This is a genomic window from Streptomyces sp. GbtcB6 (genome assembly GCF_019091475.1).
Taxonomy (GTDB): domain Bacteria; phylum Actinomycetota; class Actinomycetes; order Streptomycetales; family Streptomycetaceae; genus Streptomyces; species Streptomyces hyaluromycini.
The window spans coordinates 268619-282216 of sequence record NZ_JAGXJL010000001.1 but is presented as its reverse complement, the minus strand read 5'-3'; the positions used below and the strand labels follow the sequence as shown (position 1 = coordinate 282216).

Below are 13598 nucleotides of genomic sequence, written 5' to 3'. Positions count from 1 at the left end.
GGGCGTATGACCTCACCCTCGACCTCGCCCGGGGAGCACCGGGCGGCCGGCACGCCCGACGCCCCGCTCCTCGTCGTGCAAGGCGAGGCCGAGCTGGAGGTCGAGCCCGAACTGGCCCGGATCGGCGTCCTCGTCAGCGCCCGGGGCCGGGACCGCCGTTCGACCCTGGACGATCTCACCCGCCGCAACGCCGCCGCCCTGGACCTGATCAAGTCGTACGGCGAGGCGGTGGCCCGGCTGTCGACGGGGGCCTTCTCCATCGCCCCCGAACTCGCCGAGCGCGGCCGGGGCGAGCGCGTCCGCAGCTACCAGGGACGGGTCCAGCTCACCGCCGAATTCACCGACTTCACCGTCCTCGGCGAACTCACCACCCAGCTGGCGGACTTGGAGCTGACCCGGGTCGACGGCCCCTGGTGGTCGCTGCGCCCCGACTCGGCGGTGCACGGCGAGGCCCGGCGGCAGGCGGTCGCCGACGCGGTGCAGCGCGCCCGGGAGTACGCGAGCGCCCTCGGTACCTCCCTCGCCGCCTTGATCGAGCTCGCCGACACCGGCACCGAGGGGGCGCGGCCCTACCGGGCGAGCTTCGACCGCGGGGTCCGCCGGATGGCGGCCGCCGCCGATATCGCGGAGGCCGCCGAACCCCTCGATCTGGAACCTCCGCGACTGCGCGTCACCGCTCAGGTCGGTGCGCGCTTCACGATGGCGCCGCCGACACTGTGACTCCGGGAAAACGCGTTCGGAATGCCGAACGGGCGACGTTGGTCACGCTGTATTCAACAAGTGCGAGATGCTCATAGGAGCGGGGTGCCGCACAATTCAACACTTGTCAATAGGCCTTCACGCAAAGGTTGTTGGGTCGTCATGTACGACCAATTCTCTACCCGCCGGTAAGGCCTAGGCTCGAAGCATGCGCCGAGCAAAGATCGTTTGTACTCTGGGGCCCGCCACCGACTCGTACGACCAGATCAAGGCCCTGGTCGAGGCCGGAATGGACGTCGCCCGATTCAACCTCAGCCACGGCACCCACGCCGAGCACGAGGAGCGCTACCAGCGTGTCCGCAAGGCCTCCGACGAGTCCGGTCGCAGCGTCGGGATCCTCGCCGACCTTCAAGGCCCGAAGATCCGGCTCGGCCGCTTCACCGAAGGCCCCGTACTCCTCGAACGCGGTGACACCTTCGTCATCACGGTGGAGGAGGGTGCCGAGGGCGACCGGCACCAGTGCGGGACGACGTACACAGGGCTGGCCGGTGACGTCACCCCCGGTGAGCGCGTCCTCGTCGACGACGGCAAGGTCTGCCTGGAGGTCACCCACGTCGACGGCCCCCGCGTACACACCACGGTGGTCGAGGGCGGCATGGTCTCCGACCACAAGGGCCTCAACCTCCCCGGGGTCGCGGTCTCCGTCCCGGCCCTGTCCGACAAGGACGAGGCCGACCTGCGCTGGGCGCTGCGCAGCGGCGTCGACGTGATCGCCCTGTCGTTCGTGCGCAGCGGCCGGGACATCGAGGACGTCCACCGCATCATGGACGAGGAGGGCCGCCGCCTCCCCGTGATCGCCAAGGTCGAGAAGCCGCAGGCCGTCGAGAACATCGACGGCATCGTGGCCGCCTTCGACGGCATCATGGTCGCCCGCGGCGACCTGGGCGTGGAGATGCCGCTGGAGCAGGTGCCGATCGTCCAGAAGCGCGCGATCAAGCTCGCCAAGCGCAACGCCAAGCCGGTCATCGTCGCCACCCAGATGCTCGACTCGATGATCGAGAACTCCCGCCCCACCCGCGCAGAGGCCTCCGACGTCGCCAACGCGGTCATCGACGGCACGGACGCGGTGATGCTCTCCGGCGAGACCAGCGTCGGCAAGTACCCGATCGAGACCGTCCGCACCATGGCGAAGATCGTCGAGGCGGCCGAGGAGGACATCCTCGCCAAGGGCCTGCCGCCGCTGACCGAGAGCAACAAGCCCCGCACCCAGGGCGGCGCGGTCGCCCGGGCCGCCGCCGAGATGGGCGACTTCCTGAACGCGAAGTTCCTCGTCGCGTTCACCGAGTCGGGAGACACGGTCCGCCGGCTGTCCCGCTACCGCTCGCCGATCCCGCTGCTCGCCTTCACCCCGGAACCGGCCACCCGCTCCCAGCTCAACCTCACCTGGGGCGTCGAGACCTTCCTCGGCCCGCACGTCGACTCGACGGACAAGATGGTCGACCAGGTGGACGAGCTGCTGCTGAAGTACGGCCGCTGCCAGAAGGGCGACATCGTGGTCATCACGGCGGGCTCCCCGCCCGGTGTCTCCGGCTCCACCAACATGGTCCGGGTGCACCACATCGGTGAGGACGACAGCCCCAGGTGACGTGCGAAGGGCCCCTCCGCGGTGCGGAGGGGCCCTTCAGCCACACAATTACGCGACCTTGGAATCCAAGGAAAAGTGCCCCGGGTCGGACTCGAACCGACACTGTACGGGTTTTGAATCCGTTGCCTGCTGCCAATTGGGCTACCGGGGCTCGAAGAATCAAAGGTGATCCCCGACCCTCCGCGCGTCCACCATACCGTAGCTAGGTAGGCTCTTGTCAGCAGTACCCCTGCCCTGAACGAGGAGCCCCCGTGACCGCCGCCGAGTCGCCCCAGCCAGTCGACGCACCCGACGACAAGTCGCACGTGCCTCCGCTGACGACCCGTGTCGTCATCGCCGAGGACGAGGCCCTGATCCGGCTCGACCTGAAAGAGATGCTGGAGGAGGAGGGGTACACGGTCGTCGGCGAGGCCGGTGACGGCGAGCAGGCCGTCGAGCTGGCCCGCGAGCACCGCCCCGATCTGGTCATCCTCGACGTCAAGATGCCCAAGCTGGACGGCATCTCGGCGGCCGAGAAGATCGCCGAGGAGTCCATCGCCCCGGTTCTGATGCTCACCGCCTTCTCGCAGCGCGACCTGGTCGAGCGGGCCCGGGACGCCGGCGCGATGGCGTACCTGGTCAAGCCGTTCAGCAAGAGCGACGTCGTCCCGGCGATCGAGATGGCCGTCTCCCGCTTCACCGAGCTGAAGCAGCTGGAGCAGGAGGTCGCCGACCTCACCCTGCGCCTGGAGACCCGCAAGCTGGTCGACCGCGCGAAGTCCATCCTCCAGACCGAGTACGGCCTGACCGAGCCGGCCGCGTTCCGCTGGATCCAGAAGACGTCGATGGACCGCCGCATGTCGATGCAGCAGGTCGCCGAGGCCGTCATCACGGACAGCGAGGAGAAGAAGTCCAGCAAGGGCTGACCCGCACACGTACGAACGCCAAGGCCCGTGCTCCGGAGAAGGGAGCACGGGCCTTTGTAGCGCCGCTTGGGGGCAGCGCCCCGTCAGGGGCGCGGGGAACTGCGCGACCAGCCACCACCGGCCCGCAGCGACCCGACTACCTAGTCCTCGCCCAAATAGGCCTTCCGCACCGACTCATCGGTCAGCAGATCCTGCCCGCTGCCCGACAGCACGATGTTGCCGACCTCCATCACATGCCCCTGGTCGGCAAGCGAAAGAGCCGCCTGCGCGTTCTGCTCGACCAGCAGAATCGTCGTACCCTGCGACTTCAGCTCGGCGATCGTCGCCATGATCTTCTGCATCATGATCGGCGACAGCCCCATCGACGGCTCGTCCAGCATCAGCAGCTTCGGCTGGGACATCAGCGCGCGCCCCATCGCCAGCATCTGCTGCTCACCGCCCGAGAGGGTGCCCGCGGCCTGCTTGCGCCGCTCGCCCAGGATCGGGAAGAGGTCGTAGGCCCGCTGGATGTCCTTCTCGATGCCCGGCTTGTCGCTGCGCAGGAACGCACCGAGGCGCAGGTTGTCCTCGATGGTCATGCGCGGGAAGATGTGCCGCCCCTCGGGGGAGTGGGCGAGGCCCAGCGAGACCACCTGGTGCGCCGGGACCTTCTTCAGCGACTTGCCGTTGAACCGGATCTGCCCGCCGACCGGCTTGAGCAGCCCGGACAGCGTACGCAGGGTCGTCGTCTTGCCGGCGCCGTTGGTGCCGATCAGGGTGACGACCTGGCCGGCCTCGACCTTGAAGGAGATGCCCTTGACGGCCTCGATCTTGCCGTAGGCGACCCGCAGGTCCTCTACTTCGAGCAGTGCGGTCATCGGTCGTTCTCCTTGCCGGGCACGGCGTCGGACGTGTTGTCGGCTTCGGGCTCGGCCGCCGCTTCCGCCGCCTCGACCTCGGCGGCCTCCTCGTCGCCTGGCGCGTTCTCGAACGGCTCGCCCAGGTACGCGGCGATGACCCGCTCGTCGCCCTGCACGGTCGCGCTGTCGCCCTCGATGAGCTTCTCGCCCTGTACCAGGACGGCGACGCGGTCGCAGAGGTTGAAGATGAAGCGCATGTCGTGCTCGATGACGAGCACGGCGATGCCCTTGTCGCGGATCGCGAAGACCAGTTCCTCGGTGGTGCGGGTCTCCTGCGGGTTCATACCGGCCGTCGGCTCGTCGAGGAGCAGCAGCCCCGGCTCGCTCGCCAGCGCGCGGGCGATCTCCAGCTTGCGCTGTTCGCCGTAGGGCAGGTTGCGGGCGAGGTGCTCGGCCTTCTTGTCCAGGCCCACGAACTCCAGGAGTTCCATGGCACGGGCCCGGGAGGCCGCCTCGGCGCGGTGGAAGCCGGGGCCCCGCAGCAGGGCCGACCAGAGGCCCTCCTTGGTGCGGGTGTGGCGGCCGACCAGGACGTTCTCCAGGACCGTCATGTTGGCGAACAGCCGGATGTTCTGGAAGGTACGGGCGATGCCGGCCGCCGTGACCTTGAAGGACTTCGGCGGCAGGACCTGGCCCTTGTAGCGGACCTCGCCCTCGGTGGGGATGTAGAGGCCGGTCAGGCAGTTGAAGAAGGTCGTCTTGCCGGCTCCGTTGGGGCCGATCAGGCCGACGATCTCGCCGCTGCGGACGGTGAAGTCGACATTGCGTACGGCGGTCAGACCGCCGAAGCGCATGGTCACACCGCGGGCGTCGAGCACGACCTCGCCGGGGGCGGCGGGGGCGGCGTCCGTGATGGGGGTTTCCGTGGTCATCGTGGTCAGGCCCCTGCCTTGGTGAGGACGGCGGGCGCTTCGGCCTCTTCGTGGAACTCGAGCTGGCGGCGCCGGTTGGGGATGAGGCCCTCAGGGCGGAAGCGCATCAGCAGGATGAGCGTGACGCCGAAGGCGAAGAGCTGGTAGTCGCCGAGGAACTGGAGCTTGGCCGGGATCAGGTACAGCAGGGAGGCACCGACGAGCGGGCCGGAGATGGTGCCCATGCCGCCGAGGACCACCGCGGCCAGCAGGAACGCCGAGTTGGGCGGTACGACGTAGGCGAACTGGTACTGCTCCGGGGTCACCGTGTAGGTGACGTGGGCCTGGACCGAGCCGGAGAGGCCGGCCAGGCAGGCGCCCAGGGCGAAGGCGATGAGCTTGACCCGGAAGCCGTTGATGCCCATGGCGAGTGCGGCGGTCTCGTCCTCGCGGATGGCGACCCAGGCGCGGCCGATCCGGGAGTCGCTGCTGCGCCGGAAGACGATGACCACGATGAGCGTGATGATCAGCATCAGCAGCAGGTAGTTGGCGAACCGGCCGATGGTGGAGCCGAGGATCTGGTGCTCGGCGCCGAAGTCGAAGCCGAGGATGTCCAGGTTCGGGATCGACGAGATGCCGTTGGAGCCGTTGGTGACGTCCGGGCCCGAGGTGCCGTCCAGGTTGAGGACGGTGATACGGAAGATCTCACCGAAGCCGAGCGTCACGATGGCCAGGTAGTCGCCGCGCAGTCGCAGCGTCGGCGCGCCGATCACGACACCGAAGATCATCGCGACCACCGCACCGAGCAGCGCCGACGCCCAGAACGGCCACTGCACGTGCAGCGGCGACGACGGCGATCCGGAGACCAGGGCCGCGGTGTAGGCGCCGACACCGAGGAAGGCGACGTAACCGAGGTCGAGGAGGCCGGCGAGGCCGACGACGATGTTCAGGCCGAGCGCGACCGTCGCGAAGATCAGGATGTAGACGCCGATCGTCGCGTACTGGTCGTTGGACTGGGTGAACGGGAAGGCCGCGGCGGCGAGGAAGGCGCCGGTCATGGTGATGTTCCGGTGCTTCGTGGTGATCGCCGAGACCCGGGCCACGATCCCGGCCTTGGAGATGGCGGCGAAACCGAAGCCGGCCGTGATCAGGAAGCCGATGAACAGTTCGTCGTACGAGGTGCCGATGCCGTAGCTGAAGACGATCAGGCCCACGGCCATGGCCGCGACGATGACGAGGACCTCGGCCCAGGACGGCAGCGGACGCGCCGGCTCCGGAGCCTTGGCGGCGAAGGCCGCGCGGAACGTGTTCATGTTCTGCCGGGAGTTGTGCCTGAACAGCTCCCAGCCGGTGTCGTCCGGGTCGACCGGGTCGGGCTCCGGCCGCTCGAACGGCAGGGCCAGTACGCCGATCACGGCGGCCAGGGTGGCGATCGCGACGACGAAGCCGCCCGGGTCCAGGTTGACCACACCGCCGAGCTCGTCGCTGATGGCGATGACGGTGTACCAGGCGGTGCCGAAGGTACCCAGCGCGGCCATCTTCAGCGCGCTGTCGGCGCTGCCCGGCGTCAGTGCGCCCAGGCCCCTGACGCCGTAGGAGGCGAGGCCGAACAGGGTGGTGAGGATGCCGCCGATCAGCACCAGGACCTGCAGGCCGCCCGGGTAGCCGTAGACGGTGAGGTCGCCGGGGAAGGCGGACGTCCAGGTCCACGACATGAACGTGGAGACGACGGCGAGGATGCCGCCGCCGGTGGCGAGGGCGCGGCCGAGCGGGGCCGGCAGTCCGATCAGACCGGACGCGGCGGGCGCCGGGGCGCTCGCGGTCTCCGGGGTCTCGGGAGTCTCGGATGCGGTGGTCTCTGTGGTCATCGGTGTCACGCCCTGTCCGCGACGCGTTCGCCGAGCAGACCCTGTGGTCTGAACAGCAGTACGAGGATGAGGAGTACGAACGCCCAGACGTCGGCCCAGGACTGGCTGCCGAACTGCCCCATGCCGGGGATGTTCGAGATATAGGCGGTCGACAGGGCCTCGGCGACGCCGAGGACGAGGCCGCCGAGCATGGCGCCGTAGATGTTGCCGATACCGCCGAGGACGGCCGCGGTGAAGGCCTTCAGACCGAGCAGGAAGCCCATCTTGAAGTCGATCTGGCCGTACTTGAGGCCGTAGGAGACACCGCCGATGGCGGCGAAGGCGGCACCGAGGGCGAACGCGATCACGATGATGCGGTCGGTGTTGACGCCCATCAGCTTCGCGGTGTCCGGATCCTGGGCGGTGGCCTGCATGCCGCGGCCGGTGCGGGTGCGCATCACGAAGTAGGCGAGGAAGGCCATGCTGAGCGGGGCCACGACCACCAGGAAGATGTCACCGGTCTGGATCGTGACGTTGCCGATGTTGAAGGGACCGCCCGGGATGGTCGGGAAGGTACGGGCGGACTTGGCCTCGGGGTACCAGGCCCACACCGCCTGCTGCAGGGCCAGGGAGAGGCCGATGGCGGTGATGAGGGGGGCGAGACGCGGGGCGGTGCGCAGGGGGCGGTAGGCGAACCGTTCCGCTCCGACGGCGACCAGGACGGCGACGATGATCGCGCCCACCAGCATCAGCGGGAGAGCTATCCACATCGAGGTGCCGTCGGGCAGTACATACGCGTAGACCGTGAGCGCGCCGAAGGCACCGGTCATGAAGATCTCGCCGTGGGCGAAGTTGATGAGCTGGACAATGCCATAGACCATCGTGTAGCCGATGGCGACCAGCCCGTACATGGATCCCAGTAGCAGGCCGTTGACCAGCTGCTGCGGCAGTTCGTTCACCGCATGTCCTCCGAGACGTTCGGAAAGTTCGACGGATGAGGCCGGATGCGAGTCCGCGCGGGGCGCCAGTGGAACAGCGCCCCGCGCGGCTCGGTGATACGTGCGGGTGTGGGTCAGCTGCTCGGCGTGTACGTGCCCGAGGTGGCTGCCTTCCAAGCCCCGCCGTCGACCTTGTAGACGGTGAGCTGCTTGTTGGTCGCGTCACCGTACTCGTCGAAGGAGACCTTGCCGGTCACACCGTCGAAGGAGACGTTCTGCACCGCGGCGGTGATCTTCGCGCGGGCGTCGGACGGCAGCTTGCCGCCGTTGTCGTCGACGACCTTCTTCACGGCCTCGATGATCGCCCAGGCGGAGTCGTAGGAGTAGCCGCCGTAGGCGCCGTACGCCTCCGAGTAGCCGCCCGCCTTGTAGTTGTCGACGAACTCCTTGGCGGAGTCGAGGGTCTCGACCGGTGCGCCGACCGAGGTGGCCATGTCACCGGCGGCCGCGGTGCCCGCCAGCTTGATGTAGTCGTCGGCGTAGATGCCGTCGCCGCCGACCAGCGGGATCTTGGCGCCCGCGGCCTTGAGCTGCTTGCTCAGCGGACCGGCCTGCGGGTACTCACCGCCGTAGTAGACCACGGTGGCGCCCGAGTTCTTCACCTTGGTGACGACCGCGGAGTAGTCCTTGGAGTCGGGGTTGATGTGCTCGGTGCCGACCACCTTGCCGCCGAGCTTCTTGAACTCCCCGGTGAACGTGGCGGCGAGGCCGGCGCCGTAGGTCTTCTTGTCGTCGATGATGAAGGCCTTGGTCAGCTTCGCCGTGTTGTACACGTACTGCGCGGCGTACGGGCCCTGGATGGCATCCGTGGTCGCGGTACGGAAGTACGACTTGTACGGCCGCGACTTCGACGTCTGCCAGTTGTCGCCCTGGGTCAGCGCCGGGTTGGTGTTGGCCGGGGAGACCTCGACCAGCTTGGCGTCGTCGAAGACCTTCTGCATCGACTGCGCGACCGAGGAGTTCAGCGGGCCGACCACACCGTAGACGCTGCTGTCGCCGACGAACGCGGTGGCGTTCGCCTGGCCGGAGGAGGGCTGGGCCTGGTCGTCCTTGGCCTCGATCTTGAACGTGACGCCGGAGACGTACTTCTTCTTGTTGGCCTGCTTGACCGCCAGGTCAACCGAGTTCTTGATACCCAGGCCGAGCGCGGACAGGTCGCCGGTCAGCGGAGCGTCGACGCCGATGGTGACGGTGGTGCCGCCACTGCCGGAGTCGGAGCCCTTGTCGCCGCTGTCTCGCGAACCGCAGGCCGTGAGGGTGAGTGCTCCCGCTGCCAGCGCGGCGGTGATGGCGATGAGCGAACGTTGACGCACGATCAGTCCTTTCCCCTGAACAACCGCATCCCCGTGGAAGCGGTCGAGCCACGCCCCCCGGTGGCGGAGAGAATCCGTCGGTGTCGTGACTGGCCGTGACTCTAGGCGGGTGGGGGGAATGTGGAGGAGGGTCTGACCCATGCTGTGACGCTCTTGTTATGACACGAGGTAATGCAGAGCGGTACACGGTGCGGAGAAGAGTGGAATTCAGGCCGATTCGCCCTGTCCGCATCGTGAGAACCCGCAGGACCGGCGGTCATCGGATCAGGTGTCTCGGGTGTTTTGGTGATTACCGGGAATGGTTGCTAACTGTTGCTACAGGCGACTTTCAGGGCGTGTGAGAGGTGCTGTGCGTAGCGGGGCCCCAGGATGAAACTCTGCACCTGTATTGCGCGGGTATTACGCAGGGTTACGTCCAGGAAAGGAAGTCCGGCATCCTTCGGAACTGTTCTGCAATCGGTCACATGCATCGTGATCGTGATCTCACGGGATGAGCCCGCTTCTGTCCGAAAGGGGGCAGGCGGCGACTCGGTCAGCGTGAGGCCCGCGTAGGGCTGGGTCACCCTGGGTACGGTGACCGGCGGCCCGTCCGTCACGGTCATCCGTACCGCGAAGCTGAAGCTGCGGGGCGGGGCACCGGCGGGAGTTGCCCGGCCGTCCAGGAAGGCGAACGCCACCGTCTGTGCGGGGTACGGGACTTCGGCGGGTGCCGGCGCCGGGGGATGGGGGCGGGTCGCCACGAGATAGCCGCCGCCCGCGGCGAGGACGGTCGCGGCGGCGAGGGCGAGGGCCATGCGGCGGCGGGCGAGGTGCGGGGGAGGGGCGGCCGTCTCAAGGGTGTCCCGCACCTCCCGTGTACGGGTGCCCTCACCCGGTTCGACGGGGCCGATGCCGCTCGTTCCGCTCACTGCCAGGGGCCTCCCGTCGGCACGCCGTGGCGGTACCGCTCGGTGCAGGCGGCGTGTGACCGGCGGTCGATCAGCTGGTCGGCGGCGGCGGCCCCCTGGCTGCGTTTCGCGGCCCGCGCGGCGTCCACGACGTCCCGGAGGATCTCGTACTGTCCGTTGGACAGTCCCATCGACTGATAGTCGCCATAGGTGCCGCTGTCCAGGACCTCGCGCGACCAGTGCGCGACGATCGTGGCGCACAGCTCGGCGGCGGAGGTCGCCGACGGGGACGCGGAACTCGCCGCGGCGCGCTCGGCGGCGCCGGGGGCGCCGCAGCCCGTCAGCAGAGCGAGACCGATCCCCACTGCGCTCAGCCCCGGTAGGGTGCCTCCTCGCCGTCCCATGCACCGACGTTACGGGCGCGGACGGCGGGGGAGCAATGGGTGCGCCACCGGGTGGCCCTCAGCCCTGGACGGCGGAGGCCATCGTCGTGCCGTCCAGGTCCCGCAGCAGGCAGGTGAGGCGGGCCGTGCACACCCGCCGGCCCTCCTCGTCGCTGATCACGATCTCGTACGTCGCCGTCGAACGCCCCCGGTGGACGGGCGTGGCCACACCGGTGACCAGGCCGGAGCGGGCCCCGCGGTGATGCGTGCAGTTCAGGTCGACACCCACCGCGATCTTCGAACTGCCGCCGTGCAGCATCGAACCGACCGAGCCCAGGGTCTCCGCCAGCACCGCGCTCGCACCGCCGTGCAGCAGCCCGTACGGCTGGGTGTTGCCTTCCACCGGCATGGTGCCGACGACCCGCTCCGCGGAGGCCTCCACGATCTGTACGCCCATGCGGTTGCCGAGGTGGCCCGCCGAGAACAGGGCCCGCAGGTCGACACCCAGTGCGGCGTACTCGTCGATGACCTCCTGCGGGAACTTCACGTGCTGCTGCTCGCCCATGGCCGGCTCCGTTCGTCGTGCGGCTGTCTCTCCCGGCTGAGCAAACGCTCAGTCGGCCGCCGATTCTTCCAGACGAACTGAGCGGGCGCTCAGACGGCAGCCCTCGGGTGCGGCACACCGGCCTCCAGACGGATCACCACGGACTTGCTGGCCGGCGTGTTGCTGGTGTCCGCGGTCGCGTCGAGCGGCACCAGCACGTTGGTCTCCGGGTAGTACGCGGCCGCGCAGCCCCGGGCGGTCGGGTAGTGCACCACCCGGAAGCCCGGTGCCCGGCGCTCCACGCCGTCCTTCCACTCGCCGACCAGGTCCACGTACGCCCCGTCGGCGACGCCCAGCAGCCGGGCGTCCTCCGGGTTCACCAGGACCACCCGACGCCCGTTCCTGATGCCCCGGTAGCGGTCGTCCAGGCCGTAGATCGTGGTGTTGTACTGGTCGTGCGAGCGCAGTGTCTGCAACAGCAGCCGGCCCTCGGGCAGTTCGGGGTACTCCACCGGGGCCGCCGTGAAGTTCGCCTTGCCGGTGGCCGTCGGGAACCGGCGCTCGTCGCGCGGCGCGTGCGGGAGCGCGAAGCCGCCCGGGTGCGCCACGCGCGCGTTGAAGTCCGTGAAGCCGGGGATCACGCGCGCGATGCGGTCGCGGACCGTCGCGTAGTCCTTCTCGAACTCCTCCCACGGCGTACGGCTGTTCTCGCCGAGCACCCGGCGGGCCAGCCGGCACACGATCGCCGGCTCCGACAGCAGGTGCGGGCTCGCGGGCTCCAGGCGGCCGCGTGAGGCGTGCACCATGCCCATGGAGTCCTCGACGGTGACGAACTGCTCGCCGCTGCCCTGGAGATCGCGCTCGGTCCGGCCGAGGGTCGGCAGGATCAGCGCACGCGCGCCGGTGACGACGTGCGAGCGGTTGAGCTTCGTCGACACGTGCACGGTCAGCCGCGCGCGCCGCATCGCCGCCTCGGTGACCTCCGTGTCGGGGGTGGCCCCGACGAAGTTGCCGCCCATCGCGAAGAAGACCTTCGCCTCGCCGTCGCGCAGCGCCTCGATGGCCCGGACGACGTCGAAGCCGTGCTCGCGCGGGGGCGCGAAGCCGAACTCCTTCTCCAGGGCGTCCAGGAAGGCCGGGGCAGGACGCTCGAAGATGCCCATCGTGCGGTCGCCCTGCACGTTCGAGTGGCCGCGCACCGGACAGACGCCCGCGCCGGTGCGGCCGATGTTGCCGCGCAGCAGCAGGAAGTTGACTACCTCTCGGATGGTCGGCACCGAGTGCTTGTGCTGGGTGAGCCCCATGGCCCAGCAGACGATGGTGCGCTCCGAGGCGAGCACCATCCCGAGGGTCTTCTCGATCTCCTCGCGCGTGAGTCCGGTGGCGGTGAGCGTCTCGTGCCAGTCGGCGGCGCGGGCGGCCTCGGCGAACTCCTCGTACCCGTGCGTGTGTTCGCGCACGAACTCCTCGTCGACCGCGCCGTCCGTCTCGAGGACGAGCTTGTTGAGGAGCCGGAACAGGGCCTGGTCGCCGCCGATGCGGATCTGCAGGAACAGGTCGGTCAGCGCGGCGCCCTTGAGCATGCCCTGAGGGGTCTGCGGGTTCTTGAACCGCTCCAGGCCGGCTTCCGGGAGCGGATTGACGCTGATGATCCTCGCGCCGTTGGCCTTGGCCTTCTCCAGGGCGGAGAGCATCCGGGGGTGGTTGGTCCCCGGGTTCTGCCCGGCGACGATGATCAGATCGGCCTTGTACAGGTCCTCCAGCAGGACGCTGCCCTTGCCGATGCCGATCGTCTCGGTCAGCGCCGAGCCCGAGGACTCGTGGCACATGTTGGAGCAGTCCGGCAGGTTGTTGGTGCCCAGTTCGCGTGCGAACAGCTGGTACAGGAACGCGGCCTCGTTGCTGGTCCGCCCCGAGGTGTAGAAGACCGCCTCGTCGGGGGAGGCGAGGGCCGCGATCTCCTCGCCGATGATGTCGAAGGCGCGCTCCCAGCCGACCGGCTCGTAGTGCTCGGCGCCCTCGGCGAGATACATGGGGTGGGTGAGTCGCCCCTGCTGGCCGAGCCAGTAACCGCTGCGGTGGTGCAGGTCGGCCACGGAGTGCGTCGCGAAGAACTCGGGCGTCACCCGACGGAGGGTGGCCTCCTCGGCGACCGCCTTGGCGCCGTTCTCGCAGAACTCGGCCGTGTGCCGGTGATCGGGCTCCGGCCAGGCGCAGCCGGGGCAGTCGAAGCCGTTCTTCTGGTTGACGCGCAGCAGCGTCAGCGCGGTGCGCTTCACGCCCATCTGCTGCTGGGCGATGCGCAGCGTGTGCCCGATGGCGGGCAGCCCCGCGGCAGCGTGCTTCGGCTCCGCGACCTGCGGCGCGTCCTGGACCGGATCCCCCTTGGGCGGCTTCGTCGCCATCGCACGCTCTCCCTGCTACACCTGCACCACTGCGCTGGACACCCGATCCTCGCACGCGCCACCGACAACGATCGAGCACGGTCTGCCGAGCGGAACGGAACCAATGCTTGACGAGGCCGGGCCCCTCGGCCCACCCCGCCCGGATCCGCGTACCCGCCGGCCGGCTCGCAGCCGCCGGTCCGCTGATCCCCGCGCGCCTGCTCCTCTCCGGTCTCCGCCGCT

At 69.1% G+C, this 13598-nt stretch carries 12 protein-coding genes and 1 tRNA gene; 3 read left to right on the top strand and 10 right to left on the bottom strand.

Going from position 1 to position 13598, the window contains the following annotated elements:
- The first annotated feature begins 6 nt into the window (after positions 1–6).
- Both KVT45_RS01305 and pyk read left to right on the top strand, forming a co-directional pair.
- A complete protein-coding gene (locus KVT45_RS01305; RefSeq protein ID WP_217544425.1) occupies positions 7–720 on the top strand; it encodes an SIMPL domain-containing protein in 714 nt (237 codons plus the stop codon).
- Between the two features lie 187 nt (positions 721–907).
- On the top strand, positions 908–2344 hold the full coding sequence (gene pyk / locus KVT45_RS01300; RefSeq protein ID WP_217544423.1) for a pyruvate kinase: 1437 nt from the start codon (positions 908–910) through the stop codon (positions 2342–2344).
- 76 nt (positions 2345–2420) lie between these two features.
- Here the strand turns inward: pyk and KVT45_RS01295 are convergent.
- Positions 2421–2495: transfer RNA gene (locus tag KVT45_RS01295), tRNA-Leu, on the bottom strand.
- Positions 2496–2595: 100 nt separating this feature from the next.
- Here KVT45_RS01295 and KVT45_RS01290 point away from each other — a divergent pair.
- Positions 2596–3249: an ANTAR domain-containing response regulator gene (locus KVT45_RS01290; protein ID WP_217544421.1), complete on the top strand. Its 654-nt coding sequence runs from the start codon at positions 2596–2598 to the stop codon at positions 3247–3249.
- 140 nt (positions 3250–3389) lie between these two features.
- Here the strand turns inward: KVT45_RS01290 and KVT45_RS01285 are convergent, their stop codons facing one another.
- The 9 genes from KVT45_RS01285 to KVT45_RS01245 form a co-directional block, all read right to left on the bottom strand.
- The gene (locus tag KVT45_RS01285) at positions 3390–4106 is read right to left on the bottom strand and encodes an ABC transporter ATP-binding protein (protein WP_217544419.1); all 717 of its coding nucleotides are present in this window, start codon (positions 4104–4106) and stop codon (positions 3390–3392) included.
- Complete coding sequence (locus KVT45_RS01280) at positions 4103–5020, bottom strand: ABC transporter ATP-binding protein (RefSeq protein ID WP_217544417.1); 918 nt, start codon at positions 5018–5020, stop codon at positions 4103–4105. Before KVT45_RS01280 ends, KVT45_RS01285 begins: the two co-directional genes overlap by 4 nt.
- Before the next feature lie 5 nt (positions 5021–5025).
- Positions 5026–6867, bottom strand: coding sequence for a branched-chain amino acid ABC transporter permease (locus KVT45_RS01275; RefSeq protein ID WP_217544415.1), 1842 nt, complete (start codon positions 6865–6867; stop codon positions 5026–5028).
- Between the two features lie 5 nt (positions 6868–6872).
- On the bottom strand, positions 6873–7805 hold the full coding sequence (locus KVT45_RS01270) for a branched-chain amino acid ABC transporter permease (protein WP_217544413.1): 933 nt from the start codon (positions 7803–7805) through the stop codon (positions 6873–6875).
- 113 nt (positions 7806–7918) lie between these two features.
- The gene (locus tag KVT45_RS01265) at positions 7919–9157 is read right to left on the bottom strand and encodes a branched-chain amino acid ABC transporter substrate-binding protein (RefSeq protein WP_217544411.1); all 1239 of its coding nucleotides are present in this window, start codon (positions 9155–9157) and stop codon (positions 7919–7921) included.
- Positions 9158–9462: 305 nt separating this feature from the next.
- The gene (locus KVT45_RS01260; protein ID WP_308310626.1) at positions 9463–10005 is read right to left on the bottom strand and encodes a Tat pathway signal sequence domain protein; all 543 of its coding nucleotides are present in this window, start codon (positions 10003–10005) and stop codon (positions 9463–9465) included.
- A 56-nt stretch (positions 10006–10061) separates the two neighbouring features.
- On the bottom strand, positions 10062–10448 hold the full coding sequence (locus KVT45_RS01255) for a hypothetical protein (protein WP_217544410.1): 387 nt from the start codon (positions 10446–10448) through the stop codon (positions 10062–10064).
- A gap of 58 nt (positions 10449–10506) precedes the next feature.
- Positions 10507–10992, bottom strand: coding sequence for a PaaI family thioesterase (locus tag KVT45_RS01250; protein WP_217544408.1), 486 nt, complete (start codon positions 10990–10992; stop codon positions 10507–10509).
- Positions 10993–11081: 89 nt separating this feature from the next.
- Complete coding sequence (locus KVT45_RS01245; RefSeq protein ID WP_217544406.1) at positions 11082–13376, bottom strand: FdhF/YdeP family oxidoreductase; 2295 nt, start codon at positions 13374–13376, stop codon at positions 11082–11084.
- Between the last annotated feature and the right edge of the window lie 222 nt (positions 13377–13598).

What these genes read in the sequence shown, in the direction of transcription:
- KVT45_RS01255 (WP_217544410.1), bottom strand. Translation starts at nt 10,448, where the DNA reads ATGGGACGGCGAGGAGGCACCCTACCGGGGCTGAGCGCAGTGGGGATC.
- KVT45_RS01245 (WP_217544406.1), bottom strand. Translation starts at nt 13,376, where the DNA reads ATGGCGACGAAGCCGCCCAAGGGGGATCCGGTCCAGGACGCGCCGCAG.
- KVT45_RS01280 (WP_217544417.1), bottom strand. Translation starts at nt 5,020, where the DNA reads ATGACCACGGAAACCCCCATCACGGACGCCGCCCCCGCCGCCCCCGGC.
- KVT45_RS01305 (WP_217544425.1), top strand. Translation starts at nt 7, where the DNA reads ATGACCTCACCCTCGACCTCGCCCGGGGAGCACCGGGCGGCCGGCACG.
- pyk (WP_217544423.1), top strand. Translation starts at nt 908, where the DNA reads ATGCGCCGAGCAAAGATCGTTTGTACTCTGGGGCCCGCCACCGACTCG.
- KVT45_RS01250 (WP_217544408.1), bottom strand. Translation starts at nt 10,992, where the DNA reads ATGGGCGAGCAGCAGCACGTGAAGTTCCCGCAGGAGGTCATCGACGAG.
- KVT45_RS01275 (WP_217544415.1), bottom strand. Translation starts at nt 6,867, where the DNA reads ATGACCACAGAGACCACCGCATCCGAGACTCCCGAGACCCCGGAGACC.
- KVT45_RS01285 (WP_217544419.1), bottom strand. Translation starts at nt 4,106, where the DNA reads ATGACCGCACTGCTCGAAGTAGAGGACCTGCGGGTCGCCTACGGCAAG.